This is a genomic window from Pseudomonas sp. AF32 (assembly GCF_022342325.2).
In the GTDB taxonomy this organism is placed as follows: domain Bacteria; phylum Pseudomonadota; class Gammaproteobacteria; order Pseudomonadales; family Pseudomonadaceae; genus Aquipseudomonas; species Aquipseudomonas uvaldensis.
The window spans coordinates 222,427-238,973 of record NZ_RQJK02000007.1 but is presented as its reverse complement, the minus strand read 5'-3'; the positions used below and the strand labels follow the sequence as shown (position 1 = coordinate 238,973).

At 61.0% G+C, this 16,547-nt stretch carries 15 protein-coding genes; 2 read left to right on the top strand and 13 right to left on the bottom strand.

Annotated features, from left to right (window positions below; all coding sequences use genetic code 11):
- Positions 1 to 150: 150 nt before the first annotated feature.
- Positions 151 to 1,947, bottom strand: coding sequence for a methyl-accepting chemotaxis protein (locus tag EGM97_RS09535; RefSeq protein ID WP_238963544.1), 1,797 nt, complete (start codon positions 1,945 to 1,947; stop codon positions 151 to 153).
- Positions 1,948 to 2,251: 304 nt separating this feature from the next.
- On the opposite strand from EGM97_RS09535, the gene EGM97_RS09530 reads away from it, so the two are divergent.
- On the top strand, positions 2,252 to 4,375 hold the full coding sequence (locus EGM97_RS09530) for a TonB-dependent siderophore receptor (RefSeq protein ID WP_238963542.1): 2,124 nt from the start codon (positions 2,252 to 2,254) through the stop codon (positions 4,373 to 4,375).
- Positions 4,376 to 4,442: 67 nt separating this feature from the next.
- On the opposite strand, the gene EGM97_RS09525 is transcribed toward EGM97_RS09530, so the two are convergent.
- From EGM97_RS09525 to ribBA, 8 genes are all read right to left on the bottom strand, one after another.
- On the bottom strand, positions 4,443 to 5,429 hold the full coding sequence (locus EGM97_RS09525; RefSeq protein WP_238963536.1) for an acyltransferase family protein: 987 nt from the start codon (positions 5,427 to 5,429) through the stop codon (positions 4,443 to 4,445).
- 221 nt (positions 5,430 to 5,650) lie between these two features.
- Positions 5,651 to 6,694: an LLM class flavin-dependent oxidoreductase gene (locus EGM97_RS09520; protein WP_238963535.1), complete on the bottom strand. Its 1,044-nt coding sequence runs from the start codon at positions 6,692 to 6,694 to the stop codon at positions 5,651 to 5,653.
- A 30-nt stretch (positions 6,695 to 6,724) separates the two neighbouring features.
- A complete protein-coding gene (locus tag EGM97_RS09515) occupies positions 6,725 to 7,210 on the bottom strand; it encodes a flavin reductase family protein (protein ID WP_238963572.1) in 486 nt (161 codons plus the stop codon).
- Between the two features lie 35 nt (positions 7,211 to 7,245).
- On the bottom strand, positions 7,246 to 8,397 hold the full coding sequence (locus EGM97_RS09510) for an ABC transporter ATP-binding protein (protein ID WP_238963533.1): 1,152 nt from the start codon (positions 8,395 to 8,397) through the stop codon (positions 7,246 to 7,248).
- Positions 8,398 to 8,414: 17 nt separating this feature from the next.
- The gene (locus EGM97_RS09505) at positions 8,415 to 9,224 is read right to left on the bottom strand and encodes an ABC transporter permease (protein ID WP_238963531.1); all 810 of its coding nucleotides are present in this window, start codon (positions 9,222 to 9,224) and stop codon (positions 8,415 to 8,417) included.
- Between the two features lie 6 nt (positions 9,225 to 9,230).
- Positions 9,231 to 10,160: an ABC transporter permease gene (locus EGM97_RS09500; protein ID WP_238963559.1), complete on the bottom strand. Its 930-nt coding sequence runs from the start codon at positions 10,158 to 10,160 to the stop codon at positions 9,231 to 9,233.
- Positions 10,157 to 11,182 (bottom strand): ABC transporter substrate-binding protein, encoded by a 1,026-nt coding sequence (locus EGM97_RS09495; protein ID WP_238963529.1) that lies wholly within the window; start codon positions 11,180 to 11,182, stop codon positions 10,157 to 10,159. Before EGM97_RS09495 ends, EGM97_RS09500 begins: the two co-directional genes overlap by 4 nt.
- 344 nt (positions 11,183 to 11,526) lie before the next feature.
- Entirely contained in the window at positions 11,527 to 12,636 is a 1,110-nt protein-coding gene (ribBA, locus tag EGM97_RS09490; protein ID WP_238963527.1) for a bifunctional 3,4-dihydroxy-2-butanone-4-phosphate synthase/GTP cyclohydrolase II, read from the bottom strand.
- An 84-nt stretch (positions 12,637 to 12,720) separates the two neighbouring features.
- Here ribBA and EGM97_RS09485 point away from each other — a divergent pair, with 84 nt between their 5' ends.
- Positions 12,721 to 13,017, top strand: a complete 297-nt coding sequence (locus EGM97_RS09485; RefSeq protein WP_238963520.1) for a DUF1330 domain-containing protein — start codon at positions 12,721 to 12,723, stop codon at positions 13,015 to 13,017.
- A gap of 120 nt (positions 13,018 to 13,137) precedes the next feature.
- Here EGM97_RS09485 and EGM97_RS09480 read toward each other — a convergent pair whose 3' ends face one another.
- The 4 genes from EGM97_RS09480 to EGM97_RS09465 are packed head-to-tail and all read right to left on the bottom strand — an operon-like array spanning position 13,138 to position 16,392.
- Positions 13,138 to 13,701 (bottom strand): NUDIX hydrolase, encoded by a 564-nt coding sequence (locus EGM97_RS09480; protein ID WP_238963514.1) that lies wholly within the window; start codon positions 13,699 to 13,701, stop codon positions 13,138 to 13,140.
- A gap of 1 nt (position 13,702) precedes the next feature.
- Positions 13,703 to 14,455: a GntR family transcriptional regulator gene (locus tag EGM97_RS09475; protein ID WP_238963505.1), complete on the bottom strand. Its 753-nt coding sequence runs from the start codon at positions 14,453 to 14,455 to the stop codon at positions 13,703 to 13,705.
- A gap of 60 nt (positions 14,456 to 14,515) precedes the next feature.
- Entirely contained in the window at positions 14,516 to 14,920 is a 405-nt protein-coding gene (locus EGM97_RS09470; protein ID WP_238963495.1) for a carboxymuconolactone decarboxylase family protein, read from the bottom strand.
- Complete coding sequence (locus tag EGM97_RS09465) at positions 14,917 to 16,392, bottom strand: NAD-dependent succinate-semialdehyde dehydrogenase (protein ID WP_238963494.1); 1,476 nt, start codon at positions 16,390 to 16,392, stop codon at positions 14,917 to 14,919. The genes EGM97_RS09470 and EGM97_RS09465 overlap by 4 nt, the downstream gene beginning before the upstream one ends.
- Between the last annotated feature and the right edge of the window lie 155 nt (positions 16,393 to 16,547).

Here is a 16,547-nt window from a genome sequence, read left to right as displayed (position 1 = left end):
GAAGGGGCGGGACGAGAAGTCTCCCACGGTCCGTACTGGCTAGAGTCGGAATCGAGCTTTTAGTCCCGCCCACCCCTTCAAGTCTAAACATACAAGCGAGCCTGCTCGCGATTGCGATGGATCAGTCAGTGCTGCTGTTGAGTTGACAGATCACTCCGCCAACAACACCGCTGCATCGAAGCCCACACGCAAGTTGCCCCAGTGACGGCCGCTCAAGAAGAACGGTACGTCGATCTCGGTCATGATTTCCCCGGTATCGCGCAGGTAGGTCTGGAGCAGGAAGCGCTGGACGTTGCCCGCCGCGCGTAGGCCGATGGGGTCGTTGAAGATCCGTTTGTTGCGGCATACCGGCAAGTCCACGGCACGGTCGCCGGTGGGCGTTTTCGAGACCCAGCTGTTGTTCACCGGGCAGTAACCCTTGGTATCGACGATGAACGAAACCTTGCCGCCCGGCGTGCTGCGGGTGAGGGTGTCGCAGGCTTCCTGGCAGACCTGGGCAAAGCGCTCGGTGTAGCGGGTCATGTACTGCTTGGGGTCGGTGCCCGGGATCAACTGGTAACTCTGGTCAAACAAATCGAGCCCTTCATCCATTAATGCCTGCAACCGGACCTGGAGGGTGTCGCGGCACTCGCTGGCACGGGTAATGGCCGCGTCGAGCTTGCCATGGCCGAGCACGAATCGGCCCAACAGCGCCTGCACCCGTTCGGCGACGCCCGACAGATCACGGGTGGCCGTTGCCGAATGCTGCATGCGCTGATCGATCGACTGGCTGTCGGCGTGGATCTGGGTGACCCGCTCGTTGATGCCGGTGTTGGCATCGGCGAACTGCTGGATATGCTCGGCGATGTCGGCCAGCTTGCCGTTGGTGGACTCGAAGTCGCCGATCATGCTTTCGAAATGGCCGGAAGCACGCTCCACGACTTTCTGGGTTTCCCGGGCGCTGTGGCTGATCTGGGTGGTCTGCTCGTGGGTGGAACCGACTTCCTCGAGCATGGCGTCGATATTGCGGGAAATATCGTCCGTCGCCCGACTGACGTTCTGCGCCAGCGTCCGCACCTCGTCGGCCACCACGGCGAAGCCTCGGCCACTTTCGCCGGCCCGGGCCGCTTCGATGGCGGCGTTGAGTGCTAAAAGGTTGGTCTGGGCGGAGATCTGCTGGATCAACCCGACAATGGACTTGATGCTGGAGGAGCGCTGGTTCAAGGCGCTCACCAGCGTGGCGAACTCGCCGAGGCTGCTCGAAATTTCGCTGATGTTGCCGGTCACTTCCAGCAACTCGGCGTAGGAGTCGCGGGCCATGCTCAGGTTCTGGGCGGTGGTGCTGGAGATGCCCTGGGTCTGGCGCGAGACTTCCTCTATCCGGCCCACGGCACTGTTGCTCTGGTCCATCACTTCCTTGGCGAAGCGCGCCTGGTGAGTGGCGCTGTCGCTGGAGTCACTGATGTTCTTGAGCGAGCGCGCCGATTCAACGGCGATGTGCACGGTCAGTGCCTGGACATTGCTGATGATCTCGCGCTGCTTGGCCAGGAAGCGGTTGCAAGTGCCGGCCAACACGCGGATCTCATCGTGGGTTACCAGCGGCAGGTCCTTGGAAAGGTCGCCTTCGCCGTTGGCGATTTCTTCCAGGGCATGGGTCATGGCGGTAACTGGACGCACAATGAGATGGCGGAAGTACCAGACCATGAAGCTGATCATGCACAGGGTCAGGAACGCGCCGAACAACAGGGCGTGGGTCAGGCTGTCGAGCCGGCCCTCGATCTGCCCCAGCAAGGCGGCGTCCAGTTGTGCGGTGCGCAATTGCAGCACGATGTCGGCGCGAGCGCTGAGGGCGACCCAATACAGCAAACCGCTGACCGCGACCAGCAGGAAAAGGCTCGACAGTTTTTTCGTGAGCGTATCGAAAAACTGCATCTCGATGGACTCGTACAAGGCCTTTAACGTCTGCATGCCGTTGCTCCTGGGCAAAAAATCTCTCAATGGCATACATTCGACCGTAAGCGCCAAAGCTTTAGCGATTTGGGCAATTTGATATCACTGTGTCTGCTCAATACACACCGAACCCTGTGGGAGCGGGCTTGCTCGCGAAAGCGGTGTGTCAGCTAAAGAGGATGTCACTGACACACCGCCTTCGCGAGCAAGCCCGCTCCCACAAGGGGTGGATGTCAATTTGTAGCAGGTAGAAAGTATTTACTGGGAATCATTCTCAAAGTATATTCGCTCGCATTCACATACCCCCCATGAGTGCAGCGTCTTGAATCGTTCCACCCCCCTCGCCAATCGCAACCTCTTCATCAAGTGTGTCCTGCCGACATTGTCCTGCTGTTTCATCGCCAGCCCACTGTGGGCCCAGGACACCCTTGAACTGCCCACCACGGATATCCAGGGCAGACGCATCACTCAGGACGAGGGTTACACGGCATCGCAGGCCAGTACGGCGAGCAAAAGCGATGTACCGATCAAGGAAGAAGCGCAGTCCATCAACGTGGTGACCCAACAGACCCTGGCGGACTATCAGGTGCATTCGCTTAACGATGCGATGAAGTTCGTCAGCGGCGTGAGCCAGGGCAACACCCTGGGCGGCTCGCGGGATTCGCTGGTCAAGCGCGGTTTTGGCACCAACGACGACGGCTCCATCCTGCGCGACGGCGTGCGCTCGAACCTGGGACACAACTTCAGCGCCACCACCGAGCGGGTCGAAGTGCTCAAGGGCCCGGCCTCGATGCTGTACGGCGCGTTGGAGCCCGGCGGCCTGATCAACGTCATCAGCAAGCAGCCCGAGTACACCCGGAGCACCACCTTGAGCGGCTCGGGCTACAGCGAAGGCGGCGGCACCATGGCCCTGGATACCACCGGGCCGTTGGGAGACACAGGGTTGGCGTATCGCCTGATTGCCGAGCGCAAACATGAAGATTACTGGCGCAACTACGGGGTCAACGAGAGCACGCTGGTCGCGCCGTCCCTGGCCTGGACGGGTGAGCGGGCTTCGTTGAATTTGAGTTATGAGTACAACGAATATTCCAACCCGTTTGACCGGGGCACAGTGTTCCGCAATGGACATCCGGTGGACATCGATTATGACAAGCGCCTGGACGAGCCCTGGGCCAAAAGCGTGGGCATTCGCGAGACAGCGACGGCGCGTTTCGAGTATGAGCTGAGCGAGGCGTGGAAAACCCGCGTGACGTATGGCTGGAACAATGATCGGTACAGTCTTTCGATTGCGCAGCCGAGCCAACTGACTGGCAATACCCTGCGCAGGGCTGCCAATGGCGCGCACTACGATGATGAGACCCGTTACGCGAGTTGGGATTTCATTGGTAAGCAGGAGCTGTTCGGCCAACGCCATGACCTGCTGGTGGGGGTCGACAATCAGGTATCCGATCAGTATCGCGGCAAGACCTATCGTGGGGTCGCGCAAGGCGGATTCGACATCACCGCACCTGTCTATGGTGGGCTGGCAGAGCCGGGCAGAGTCAATGCGGCGCAAAGCAATCTGAGCAACCAACTGACCTCCAGCTCTGTTTATCTCAAAGACAACTGGCATTTGGATGAACGCTGGATTCTGGTAGTGGGTGGGCGCTATCAGCATTACGATCAATTCAGTGAAACGGGAATGATCAAGCGCGTGCCGGTGCGCGACGATAACGGCGATGCCTTCGTTCCATTCCTTGGACTGGTCTATAAAGCCGATGAAGCGTTGTCGCTGTATGGCAACTACAGCCGTTCGTTCAAACCCAACGATACCGTTGATGACAACCTCAGTACCTTCAAGCCGGAGGAGGGTCGCAGTTACGAAATCGGTGCCAAATACGATCCGTTGCCGGGACTCAATATTAATCTCGCCTTGTTCGACATCGTGAAAAAGAACGTCGTGACGAACACTGTGGTTGGGGGAAGAACCCTCGCAGACGCCGCCGGAAAAGTCGGCTCCCAAGGCCTGGAACTCGACATCACCGGACGCCTTTCCGAGCGCTGGGACCTGATCGGCACCTACGCCTACACCCACACGGAAATCCTCGACGATCCGAAAAACGAAGGCCATCGTCTCGCCGACGCGCCGAAACACACCGCCAGCCTGTACCTGACCCACCACCTCAACGTACCCGCCGAATTCGGCGCCTGGCACGCCGGTGGCGGCGCGCGGTACGTCGGCGAGCGAGCCGCCAACAACGCCAACGATTTCTGGCTCAGCAGCTACACCGTGGCCGACGCCTTCCTGCGCTGGGAGTCGCCGGTATTGGGCTACAAGACCTCGCTGCAGTTGAACGTGGATAACTTGTTCGACAAGCAATACTACCCGTCCTCCACCGGCAGCGAGTTGCAGGTGGCGGTAGGGGAGCCGCGTACCGCACGGCTGAGTGCCAGCGTGACGTTCTGATCGCGCTGAGCTGAAACAAAATGCCCGGAGCCTTGGCCCGGGCATTTTTCTTGGCGACTGTCTGCCCCTAAGCCGGGGTGCTCCGGATTGCGTCATGCCTGACGCCGGCCCTCAGGGCGTGACGTAGCTTCAGCGCCGGCCGTTCGAGGCTGTAATAAGACAGGGCACTCAAGACGAACGACAGCACCAGCACTGCGGTGATGATCGGAGTGCTGTACGCGACCGGCCAAAACGCACGCAGCGCATACATCACCATGAAATGGTTCAAGAACACGCCATAGCTGATGTTGCCCAGGAACTCATCCCACCGATGATGCCTCAGGCGGCTGAGCAGCCAAACCGCCGGCAAGCCCAGCAGGATGCCCAGGGTCACCTCTGCGTTGAAGGGCCGCCGGGGAATGATTCCGATGACGATGGCGACGAACATCAGCGCGGCGACGAGCAGGGTGACCGACACGATCCAAAGTCCTTTGATTGTGCCCTCGTACAGATAGCTACCGCACAGGAAAATGAACAGCACGCCCGGCAGCAAGCGATAGCCATAGACGTCGGTATTGATGTAGCCCAGGGCGGCGACCATGAAAATCGCTACGGACACCGCGAATGCGACTCCCCGCATTCGATAGAGGATCAGGAGCGGGATCAGCAGGTAAAAACACATTTCCAGCCCCAGAGACCAGCCCGGTGGCAGGATTTCGGGAACCGTGATGCCGAACATGTAGAAACCCAACGGCAGGATCGCCAGGCTGGTAGCGATGTTCTCTAGGGTCAATGCCGCGGCCTGGGGCGTTCCCGGTAGAAGGAAATGAATCACCGCGCAGGAAATGACGAAATACAGGAAAAACTGAGGGTACAGTCTCAGCAGTCGATCAATGTAGAACACACCGATTTGTTCGGGGCGCTTGTAGTTGCGCTCGATCAGCGAAGTCATCACGAAACCGCTGATGATCAGGAAGGACACCACCGCCACGACGCCGGGGTTAAAGCCCATGAATGACACGCCCATATGCGAAACCGCCACCAGCATGGCCAGCAGCAGACGATAAACTCCCACGCGTATCATCCTTAATCAGAGTCGATCCATTGGGCGGTAAGTTATGAGGCTTTGCGCAAGCTGAACAGTGGTTTGTCGGGCGGCGGCGGGGAAGTGGGGAAAATTGTCACATTTGACACCCGCGTCTCGATCCGGTCGCTATCGCGAGCGGGTGCGCGCTCACATGGGGTCCTGTGGGAGTGCGCCTGCCCGCGATTACGGTCAGATTGATCGATCAGGTCTCACCGAAACGCCGGCACCACCTGTTGGATGAACAACGCCAGGGATTTCTTCTTCTCGGCATGGGACAAGCTGTTGTCGCACCAGAAACTGAATTCATCCACGCCCAATTCCTGGTAGTATTTGATCCGCTCGATGATTTCCCCCGGTGTGCCGATCATGGTGTTCTTGCGGATGTTCTCCAGTTCGAATTCCGGGCGCTCGGCAAACTTTTCTTCCGGGCTGGGCGCCAGGAAGCCGTTGACCGGCACTTGCTTGTTGCCGAACCAGGCGTCGAAGGTGCGATAGAACTTCGAGATCGCCTGGGCGCCAAGCTTCCAGCCATCGGGGTCGTCCGTGGCGTGCACGTGGGTGTGGCGCAGCACCATCAGTTGCGGACGCGGCACGCCAGGGTTGTTGTCCAGGGCAGCCTGGAATTTGTTCTTCAGGTCCAGCACTTCTTCGTCGCCCTTCATCAGCGGCGTGACCATCACGTTGCAGCCATTGGCGACGGCAAAGTTGTGGGAGTCCGGGTCGCGGGCGGCGATCCACATCGGTGGGTGGGGCTTGCGCACCGGCTTGGGTACGCTGGTGGAGGTCGGGAATTTCCAGATCTCGCCGTCATGGGCGTAATCGCCTTGCCATAGTGCGCGTACCACCGGGACCATCTCCCGCAAGGCCTGGCCGCCGGAGGACGCAGGCATGCCGCCGGCCATGCGGTCGAATTCCACTTGGTAAGCGCCCCGGGCGAGGCCGACTTCCATGCGACCATTGCTGATGACATCCAGCAATGCGCATTCACCCGCGACCCGCAGCGGGTGCCAGAACGGCGCGATGATGGTACCGGCGCCGAGATGAATAGTCGTGGTCTTGCCCGCCAGGTACGCCAGCAGTGGCATAGGGCTCGGCGAGATGGTGTATTCCATGGCGTGGTGTTCGCCGATCCAAACCGTGCTGAAGCCACCGGCCTCGGCCATCAGGGTCAGTTCGGTCAGGTCTTCAAACAACTGGCGATGGCTGACGCTTTCGTCCCAGCGCTCCATGTGCACGAACAGGGAAAATTTCATGGCGCTATCTCTTGATGATTGACGATCGGTTCAGGCGAGGACGGGCAGGGCGCCCATCTTGCCGTGGCAATAAACCAGCGGGCCTGGCGTGTGTTGCGGCACGATCAGGTTCTTCACGGCACCGACCATGATGGCGTGGTCGCCGCCTTCGTATTCGCGCCACAGTTCGCATTCGATGATGGCGGTGGCATTGCTCAGCAACGGGTTGCCCAAATCGCTCAGGGTCCATTCAATGCCCTGGGCCTTGTCCTTGCCTTTGCGGGCGAAGGCATAGGCTTCGTTTTGCTGGCCGCCGGACAGTACGTGAATGGCGAAGCGCTTGTTCCGGATCAGCACCGGATAGGAATCGGAGCTGTAGTTGGGGCAGAACAGCACCAGCGCCGGATCCATCGACAGCGAACTGAAGGCGCTGGCGGTGAGGCCCACGATTTGCCCGTCGTCATCGAGGGTGGTGATCACCGTGACGCCGGAGGGGAACGAGCCCATGACTTGTTTGTAGACACTGGCATCGATCATTGGACGATCCTCGGGTTGTGGGTGCGCGGTGTTCATCAGTGGGCTCCGGCGGCTTTGTTCAGATCGCTCTCGGCCCACTGGGTGTAGACGCAGGCGTCGGCGGTGGCCCAGCGCACGCGCACCGGATCGCCGGCCTTGAGTGGCATGCCGGCGGCGGAAAGCGCCTTGACGGTCATGGCCGTGCCGCTGGCGGTGGTCACGCTGCAGGTCTGGCTTTCACCGAGGAACAGCACCTCGACGACCTTGGCCGAGACTTCATTCCAGCCGGCGGCCAGCGGTTGTTGCGCTGCCTGTTCGGCGCTCAAGGCCAAGGCTTTTTCCGGACGCACCATCAGCAGCACGTCCTGGTCGGTTTGCAGCCCGGCGGTCAGGCGGATCGACAGCGGCTGGCCTTCGAATGTCGCCACCGCATTGCCCAAGGCCTTGAGCTTGAGGAAGTTGGAATTACCCAGGAACGACGCCACGAAGGCATTCGGTGGGTTCTGGTAAAGGTCGTAGCCGGTGCCCAGGCCGACAATCTTGCCGTGGCTGAAAATGGCGATGCGCTGGGACAAACGCATGGCTTCTTCCTGGTCATGGGTGACATAGACGATGGTGATGCCCAGGCGCCGATGCAACTGACGCAGCTCGTCTTGCAGGTCTTCCCGGAGCTTTTTGTCCAATGCGCCCAACGGTTCGTCCATCAACAGGATGCGAGGCTCATAGACCAGCGCCCGGGCAATCGCCACGCGCTGTTGCTGACCGCCGGAGAGTTGCGAAGGACGACGATGGGCAAAGGCTTCGAGTTGCACCAGCTTGAGCATGGCGTCGACCCGACGGTCGCGTTCGGCCGGCGCCAGTTTGCGGATCGCCAGGGGAAAGGCGATGTTGTCGCGTACCGACAGGTGCGGGAACAACGAGTAGCGCTGGAACACCATGCCGATGTCACGCTTGTGGGGCGGTACGTTGACCAGCGACTTGCCGTCCACCAGGATTTCGCCACTGCTGGGTGTTTCGAACCCGGCCAGCATCGACAGCGTGGTGCTCTTGCCCGAGCCGCTGGAGCCCAGGAAGGTCAGGAATTCGCCGTCCTGGATCTCCAGGGCGATATTGTCCACGGCGGCAAAGTCGCCGTAGTGCTTGTTCAGGTTGCGCAGGCTGACCAGGGGCTTGCTGTTCTGTTGTGCGGGGTCTTTGACGGCACTCATCGTATTCTCCTAGGCGCTCAGGCGCTGATTTCGTTGCGCCGGCGCAGGGCGGCGGCGATCACCATGACCAGGACCGACAGGCCGATCAGCAGCGTCGAAGCGACGGCGATCACAGGCGTCAGGTCCTGGCGCAGGGTGGTCCACATCTTTACGGGCAAGGTTTGCAGCGTCGGGCTGGCCATCATCACGCTCAGCACCACTTCGTCCCACGACACCAGGAACGCGAACAGCGCGCCAGCGACCATGCCCGGACGAATCGCCGGGAAGGTCACCTTGAACACCGCTTGCAAGCGGGAGGCGCCGCAGATCACCGCTGCGTCTTCAATGGACTGGTCGAACAACTTGAGCGAGTTGATGATCGAGATGATGGTGAAGGGCAGGGCGACGATGACGTGGCTGACCACGAACGCGAACATCGTCCCGGTGTAGCCGAGCTTGAGGAACAGCGCGTACACCGCCACGGCGATGATCACCAGCGGCACGATCATCGGCAGGGTGAACAGGCCGTAGAGCATTTCCCGGCCAGGGAAGCGCCCGCGCACCAGGGCAAACGCGGTCGGCAGGCCCAGCGCCACGGCGCAGACGGTGGTCAGCAGCGCGACCTTGAGGCTAGTCAGGGCAGCGCTCATCCAATCGGGGTTGGAAAAGAACTGGCCGTACCATTTGAACGTCCAGCCCGGTGGCGGGAACACCAGCCACTGGGATGAGCCGAACGACAGCAGCACGATGAACGCGATCGGCAGCAACAGGAACAGCGCGATCAGGCCGGTCGTGGCGTACAGACCGAAGCGCATGCGCCGGCTCATGGCATTGGGAGTCAGGAGCATGACGGTTTACCTCGCGTTACTGGCGCCAACCGGGGATTCCGGCTGAAGCTTCAGGTAGAAGTAGAACAGCACCAGCGTAATGACGATCAGCAACGCGGCACCAGCGCTCGCCAGGCCCCAATTGAGGAACGACTGCACCTGCTGGATGATGAATTCAGGCAGCATCATGTTCTGCGCGCCACCCAGCAATGCGGGAGTCACGTAGTAACCCAGGGACATTACGAATACCATCAGCCCGCCGGAGAACAGGCCCGGCCGGCACAGCGGCAGGAAGACCCGGAAAAAGTTGGTCCAGGGGCTGGCACCGCAGATGGAGCCGGCCTGCAGGATCATCGGGTCGATGGCCTGCATGGTCGCCTGCAACGGCAGGACGATGAACGGGATCATGATGTAGCTCATGCCGATCACCACGCCGGTGAGGTTGTGCACCATCTCCAACGGCTGGTCGATGATGCCCAGGGCCATCAGCGTCTTGTTGACCACGCCTGAGGCCTGCAACAGTACCAGCCAGGAATAGGTGCGGGCCAACAGGCTGGTCCACATCGATAGCAACACGATGTTCAGCATCCAGCGGCCCCAGCCACGCGGTACCAGGGTGATGGCCCAGGCCAGGGGAAAACCCAGCAACAGGCTGAACAGCGTCACCAATCCGGCCACGGAAAAGGTGTTGAACAACACCCGGGCATAAGCCGAATTGGCGAACAATTGCTCGTAGTTGCCCAACCCGGGCACCGGCTCCAGCACGCCACGCAACAGCAGGCCGATCAGCGGCGCCAGGAAGAACAGACCCAGGAACAGCAGGGCGGGCGCCAGGTTGCCGGCCCCACGCCAGCGCTGGGCCAGCGACGGGGTCTGCGCGGTCATGGCCTTTGCGGTTGCCACACCGGCAGCGCCAGGGGCGCTCCCGGTGTGTCGTGCCGTTGCCGACATTTTCATTTCACCAGCCATTCGTTCCACCGTGTCGAGATGTCCTGACCGTTCTTGGCCCAGTACGCGAAATCGAGCGTGATCTGGTCCTTGGCGTAGGCGGTCGGCAGGTTAGGGGCGAGCACTGAATCCAGGCGTGCGACGCTATCGACGTTGACAGGCGCATAAGCGGTCAGGTTGGAGAAGTCGGCCTGGCCCTTGGCGCTGCTGGCATTGGCCAGGAATTTCATGGCGGCGGCCTTGTTTTTCGAACCTTTCGGTACGACCAGGATGTCGGCCATGACCAAGTTCTGTTTCCAGCTCACGCCGACAGGGGCGCCGTCCTGTTGCAGTGCATAGACGCGGCCGTTCCAGAACTGTCCGATGCTGGCTTCGCCGGACGCGAGCAACTGCTGGGACTGGGCGCCGCCGCCCCACCAGACGATGTCTTTCTTGATGGTGTCGAGTTTCTTGAACGCACGGTCCAGGTCCAGTGGGTAGAGTTTGTCCTGAGGTACGCCGTCTGCCAGCAGAGCCAGTTCCAGCACGCCGGGGCTCGGCCATTTATACAGGGCGCGTTTGCCAGGGTAGGTCTTGGTGTCGAACAGCGCCGACCAGTCCTGGGGTTTGCCGGCCCCGAGCTTGCCTTCGTTGTAGCCGAGGACGAACGAGAAGTAGAACGAACCGACGCCGTGGTCGGACACGAAGCGTGGGTCGATCTTGTCACGCTGTATGACCGAGAAGTCCAGCGGTTCGAGCAGGCCTTCTGCAGCGGCGCGCAGGGCAAAGTCAGCCTCGACGTCCACCACGTCCCATTGCACGTTGCCGCTCTCGACCATGGCTTTGAGTTTGCCGTAGTCGGTCGGGCCATCCTGGACCACCGTGATGCCGCTGGCCTTGCTGAACGGGTCGGCCCAGGCCTGCTTCTGCGCGTCCTGGGTGCTGCCGCCCCAGCTAACGAAGTTGACGCTTTCGGCAGCCATTGTCGCCTGACTGGCGATGCTCAACAGGCCCGCAAACAGAACTGCGGCTGCACTTTTCTTCAACACCATTTTCACGCCCTCATTGTTGTGTTTATTGAGCGGGCTTTGTGGTTGCCCGCTTATCGGGAGCTTCAGGTCCATCGGGTCTTGCAGGTGACCGTGCCAAGGGCTGTTGAGTGCGCTTCCCTGCCGGGTGCGCTTGGCTGGAGCGTTCGGTCTATGGAATATCATATTATGGTATTCCAAACTTTGTGCAAGGGTTTTGCCGTACCGGTTATCCATCCGGCCTCGTTTTTTTTGCTGCTTTTCCCTGTGGGAGCGAGCTTGCTCGCGATAGCGGTGTACCAGTCAGCATCCAGGTTGGCAGGTCCCATTGCTATCGCGAGCAAGCTCGCTCCCACAGGGGGTTTCTGTTATTCGGTAAACGGAATACTCTCCACCACCTCCAGGTCATATCCGGTCAGCCCGGCGTATTTGAGCGGTGGCCCCAGATGACGCAACTTGCCGACGCCCAGATCCTGGAGAATCTGCGCCCCGGTGCCTACTTCAGAATAGATGCGCGATTGGGAGCGGCTGAACTGTCGCGGCGGCTGGGTGAGTTGTGGCACCCGTTCGAGCAGCGCCTGGGACGATTCGTGGTTGGCGAGCACCACCACCACGCCGCAACCTTCTTCGGCGACGCGCTGCAGCGCTGCCCACAGCGTCCAGTTGGATGGACCGTTGTATTCGGCGCCCACCAGGTCTCGCAGCGGGTCGATCACGTGAACCCGGACCAGCGTCGGTTCTTCCCGGTGAAGGGTGCCCATGACCATCGCCATGTGCACACCACCCTCGATGCGATCTTCAAAGGTGAACAGCCGGAAGGTGCCATGCACAGTGGGCAGTTCCCGTTCACCAATGCGTACCACGGTGTGCTCGGTGCTCAGGCGGTAGTGAATCAGGTCGGCGATGGTGCCGATCTTGATCCCGTGTTTGCGGGCAAACACTTCCAGGTCCGGGCGGCGGGCCATGGTGCCGTCGTCGTTCATCACTTCGACGATCACCGAGGCGGGCGTGAAGCCAGCCAGGCGCGCCAGGTCACAGCCGGCTTCGGTATGCCCGGCGCGGGTCAGCACGCCGCCTTCCCGGGCGCGTAGCGGAAAGATATGGCCCGGCTGCACGATATCGGCGGGGCCTGCGTCGGTCGCGACGGCAGCGGCTACGGTGCGGGCCCGGTCGGCTGCAGAAATGCCTGTCGTCACACCCGTTGCGGCCTCGATGGACACGGTGAACGCGGTGCTGAAGGCACTGCCGTTACTCGGCACCATTTGTTCCAGGCCCAGGCGCTGGCAATGTTCGTCGGTCAAGGTCAGGCAGATCAGTCCGCGAGCTTCCCGAGCCATGAAGCTGATGGCCTGGGCGCTGCAACAGTCGGCGGCCAGCAGCAAGTCGCCCTCGTTTTCCCGGTCTTCGTCGTCCACCAGCAACACCATCTTGCCCTGGCGGTAGTCTTCAATGATTTCCTGAATGCTGTTAAAGGCCATGGCGGGCTCTCTTTGTTTTTTGGGTGGGTGCAGGATGGAAACAGTTTGTGGTATACCATAATACAAACAACCCGAGAGGTCACTATGAAGGCGTACTGGATTGCTCATGTAGATGTCACCGATCCCGATCAATACACCCGATACACCCAGCGGGCACCCGCGGCGTTTGCCTTGTACGGCGGTCGGATGCTGGCCCGGGGTGGGCGCAGCGAAGCGATGGAAGGCCGGGCCACGCCGCAGCGCAGCGTGGTGATCGAATTTGACTCTTACGAACAGGCGCTAGCCTGCTACCGCTCAGAGCAGTACCAAGAGGCGAAGCGCCATCGCAAGGATGTGGCACAGGCCGAAGTCATCATCGTCGAGGGCGTGCCGATTCCATAGCGATTGGCACGGCTCACACCCTGTGGGAGCGAGCCTGCTCGCGATAGCGGACGGTCAGCCAACACCTGCGCCGACTGATACACCGCATCGCGAGCAGGCTCGCTCCCACAGAAGGTTGCATCAGCGGATGAAGTGGATCTTGCCGCTGTCGTCGTTGCCCATGTAGATGCCGTAGACCCCGGCCTGGCGTTCTTCGATATAACGCTCGAGGATCTGACGGATGGCCGGGTAGTAGATGCTGTCCCAGGGGATGTCCTCGGGAGCGAAGAACTGACAGGCAAGGGTTTCCGGGCCGAACTGGCCGGTGATTTCCAGCGCGACGGCGCGGAAGATGATGTACACCTCGCTGATCTTGGGCACGCTGAAGATCGAATAGGGGGAAACGATGTCGGCGCGTACACCGGTCTCCTCCCAGACTTCCCGCAGCGCCGCTTGTTCAGTGGTTTCGTTGCCCTCCATGAAACCGGCCGGCAGGGTCCAGGTGCCAGGACGCGGCGGGATGGCGCGCTGGCACAACAGGTATTTGCCATCCTGTTCGATGATGCAGCCGGCAATGATCTTCGGATTGACGTAATGAATGTAGCCGCAGCCGCCGCATATCAACCGCTCATGGGTATCGCCCGCTGGCAGGCGGCGACTCAAGTCACTGCCACCACACTTTGGACAAAAGTTCGGGCTGAACATGTCAGTGGCCTATACGGGGTTCTTTCAGTGCGATGGGCGCGGTGATTTCAGGCACGTCGCCGGTTTCTTCCTGCTTGCGCTTGAGGTACTCCAGTGCCACCTTGGCCGCAGCGCGCACGTGATCCACCGAGGCCTGGTGAGCGGCCAGGGGGTCGCCGCTCTTGATGGCTTCGACAATGCGCTCCATTTCCTGATTGCTGGAGCCACGACGGTTTTCCTGGGAGACGGAGGTGGCCCGCAAGTAGCTGATGCGCGCCTGCAACTGGCGCAATTGGGTGGCGGCGACATGGTTGCCGGAGCCTTCGAGCAGCACATCGTAGAAGCCCTGGACCGAATCCAGTACCTGTTGCAGTTCACCATCCTTGAGGGCCTTGCGGTTTTCCTCCAGGGCTTTTTCCAGGGCCTTGATGTCCTTGGGTTTGGCCCGTAGCGTGAACAGCTGGACGATCAGGCCTTCCAACACGCAGCGCAGCTCGTAAATATCGACGGCATCGGCCAGGGTGATGATCGCCACCCGCGGCCCCTTGGCGTCGGCGAACTCAACCAGCCCTTCGGATTCGAGGTGACGCAAGGCTTCGCGTACCGAAGTGCGGCTCACGCCCAGGCGATCGCACAGGTCGCGCTCGACCAGACGATCGCCCGGCAGGAGCTGGAAGTTCATGATGGCGCTTCGCAACTTATCCAGCACGATTTCGCGCAGGGTGACGGGGTTGCGATTGACCTTGAAGCTGTCGTCGAGTGGCAGGCGTTTCATGGGGTCCGCTCTGTAATGTGGCTGTCCATGCAAAACGGGCAACATCCGTGCGCGTTCGGATCAGACAGCCGAAGGTTGACTGGAGGCCTCGGCGTCGGCTTCGGCGAAGGCTTCGCGGGCAAGCCGGAAACTGTCCACGGCAGCGGGGACGCCGCAATAGATACCGACCTGAAGCAGAATTTCGCGTATTTGCTCACGACTCAGGCCGTTACGCAAGGCGCCCCGCACATGCAGCTTGAGTTCATGGGGGCGATTGAGGGCCGAGATCATGGCCAGGTTGATCATGCTGCGCTCCTTCAGCGACAAACCCTCGCGCCCCCAGACGTGGCCCCAGCAATATTCGGTGACCATTTCCTGTAACGGACGAGTGAAATCGTCGGCGTTTTCGATGGAGCGGCTGACATAAGCCTCGCCCAGCACCTGGGTACGGATCTTCAAACCCTGTTGGTATTTATCATGACTCATCGCTGTGCGCTCCCAACGTCTTCGAGTCCACCCATCAGGGTGTACTTGAGTTCCAGATAATCGTCGATGCCATACCGCGAACCTTCGCGGCCCAGCCCCGACGTCTTGATGCCGCCGAACGGGGCGACCTCGGTGGAGATCAGTCCTTCGTTGATGCCGACCATGCCGTATTCCAGGGCTTCGCTCATGCGCCAGGCCCGACCCAGGTCGCGGGTGTAGCAATAGGCGGCCAGCCCGGAGTCGGTATCGTTGGCCATCTGCACGGCTTGGGCCTCGCTGTCGAAGCGGAAGATGGCGGCCAGCGGCCCGAAGGTTTCTTCCCTCGCGACTTTCATCTGCGCCGTGACGTCCACCAGCACCGTTGGCTGGAAGAAGCCGTGACCGAGGGCATGGCGCTCACCGCCACAGAGCAGTCGGGCGCCGTGGGCGAGGGCATCCCGGACGTGGTCCTCGACCTTGGCTACGGCCCGTTCGTTGATCAGCGGCCCTTGGTTGACGCCGCTTTCGAAGCCGCCGCCGACCTTCAGTTGCGCCACACGCTCGGATAGCCGGGCGACAAAGGCATCATGAATACCGCTCTGGACAAGGAAGCGATTGACGCAGACGCAGGTCTGCCCGGCATTGCGGAACTTGGCGATCAAGGCTCCTTCCACCGCTCGTTCCAGGTCGGCGTCGTCAAAAACGATGAACGGCGCGTTGCCACCCAGCTCCAGCGACACCTTCTTCAAGGTCGCCGCGCACTGGGCCATCAAGTGCTTGCCGATGGCCGTGGAGCCGGTGAACGACAGTTTGCGTACCTGTGGGCTGGCAGTCAGTTCACCACCAATGGCGACGGCATCACCGGTAATGACGTTGAAAATGCCTGGTGGAATTCCGGCCTGTTCCGCCAGCGCGGCCATCGCCAGCGCCGAGAACGGCGTCTCCGGCGCCGGTTTGACAATGCACGGGCAGCCCGCCGCCAGCGCCGGTCCGGCCTTGCGGGTGATCATCGCCGCCGGGAAGTTCCACGGGGTGATGGCCGCCACCACGCCGATCGGCTCTTTGCTGACGACAATGCGCGCATCGCCTTTGTGGCTGGGAATGGTGTCGCCGTAGATACGTTTGGCTTCTTCGGCGAACCATTCGATGAAGCTGGCGGCATAGAGGATTTCGCCCTTGGCTTCGGTCAGTGGTTTGCCTTGTTCGAGGGTGAGGATTTCTGCCAGTGCATCGGCGTTCTCAAGCATCAGTCCGTGCCAGCGCTTGAGGATCTGGCTACGCTCCTTGGCGATCAGCCCGCGCCAGGCCGGCCAAGCCTTGTTGGCGGCGACGATGGCCTGACGGGCATGCTCGGCGCCGAGATTCGGCACGCGGCCGATCAGCTCGCCGCTGGCCGGATTGAAAATGTCCTGGCAGGCGCCATCGAATGCCTCCACCCATTGGCCGTCGATATAGGCCTGTTGGCGGAACAGTTGCAAGGCTGCTGAGTTCATGCTGGCTCCTGGGATAAATGTAGAAAAGTCACTCTGTGGCGAGGGGATTTATCCCCGCTGGGGCGCGAAGCGGCCCCAAAAGCTGTTAACTCAATCAGCCTGACACACCGGGTCGGCAGGTTTCAGGGGCCGCTTCGCAGCCCAGCGGGGATAAA

Bases quoted from the DNA above. Each gene is read 5' to 3' on its own strand.
- EGM97_RS09535 (WP_238963544.1), bottom strand. From the start codon at position 1,947: ATGCAGACGTTAAAGGCCTTGTACGAGTCCATCGAGATGCAGTTTTTC.
- EGM97_RS09475 (WP_238963505.1), bottom strand. From the start codon at position 14,455: ATGAAACGCCTGCCACTCGACGACAGCTTCAAGGTCAATCGCAACCCC.
- EGM97_RS09505 (WP_238963531.1), bottom strand. From the start codon at position 9,224: ATGCTCCTGACTCCCAATGCCATGAGCCGGCGCATGCGCTTCGGTCTG.
- EGM97_RS09500 (WP_238963559.1), bottom strand. From the start codon at position 10,160: ATGAAAATGTCGGCAACGGCACGACACACCGGGAGCGCCCCTGGCGCT.
- EGM97_RS09520 (WP_238963535.1), bottom strand. From the start codon at position 6,694: ATGAAATTTTCCCTGTTCGTGCACATGGAGCGCTGGGACGAAAGCGTC.
- ribBA (WP_238963527.1), bottom strand. From the start codon at position 12,636: ATGGCCTTTAACAGCATTCAGGAAATCATTGAAGACTACCGCCAGGGC.
- EGM97_RS09470 (WP_238963495.1), bottom strand. From the start codon at position 14,920: ATGAGTCATGATAAATACCAACAGGGTTTGAAGATCCGTACCCAGGTG.
- EGM97_RS09495 (WP_238963529.1), bottom strand. From the start codon at position 11,182: ATGGTGTTGAAGAAAAGTGCAGCCGCAGTTCTGTTTGCGGGCCTGTTG.
- EGM97_RS09485 (WP_238963520.1), top strand. From the start codon at position 12,721: ATGAAGGCGTACTGGATTGCTCATGTAGATGTCACCGATCCCGATCAA.
- EGM97_RS09515 (WP_238963572.1), bottom strand. From the start codon at position 7,210: ATGATCGATGCCAGTGTCTACAAACAAGTCATGGGCTCGTTCCCCTCC.
- EGM97_RS09510 (WP_238963533.1), bottom strand. From the start codon at position 8,397: ATGAGTGCCGTCAAAGACCCCGCACAACAGAACAGCAAGCCCCTGGTC.
- EGM97_RS09480 (WP_238963514.1), bottom strand. From the start codon at position 13,701: ATGTTCAGCCCGAACTTTTGTCCAAAGTGTGGTGGCAGTGACTTGAGT.
- EGM97_RS09465 (WP_238963494.1), bottom strand. From the start codon at position 16,392: ATGAACTCAGCAGCCTTGCAACTGTTCCGCCAACAGGCCTATATCGAC.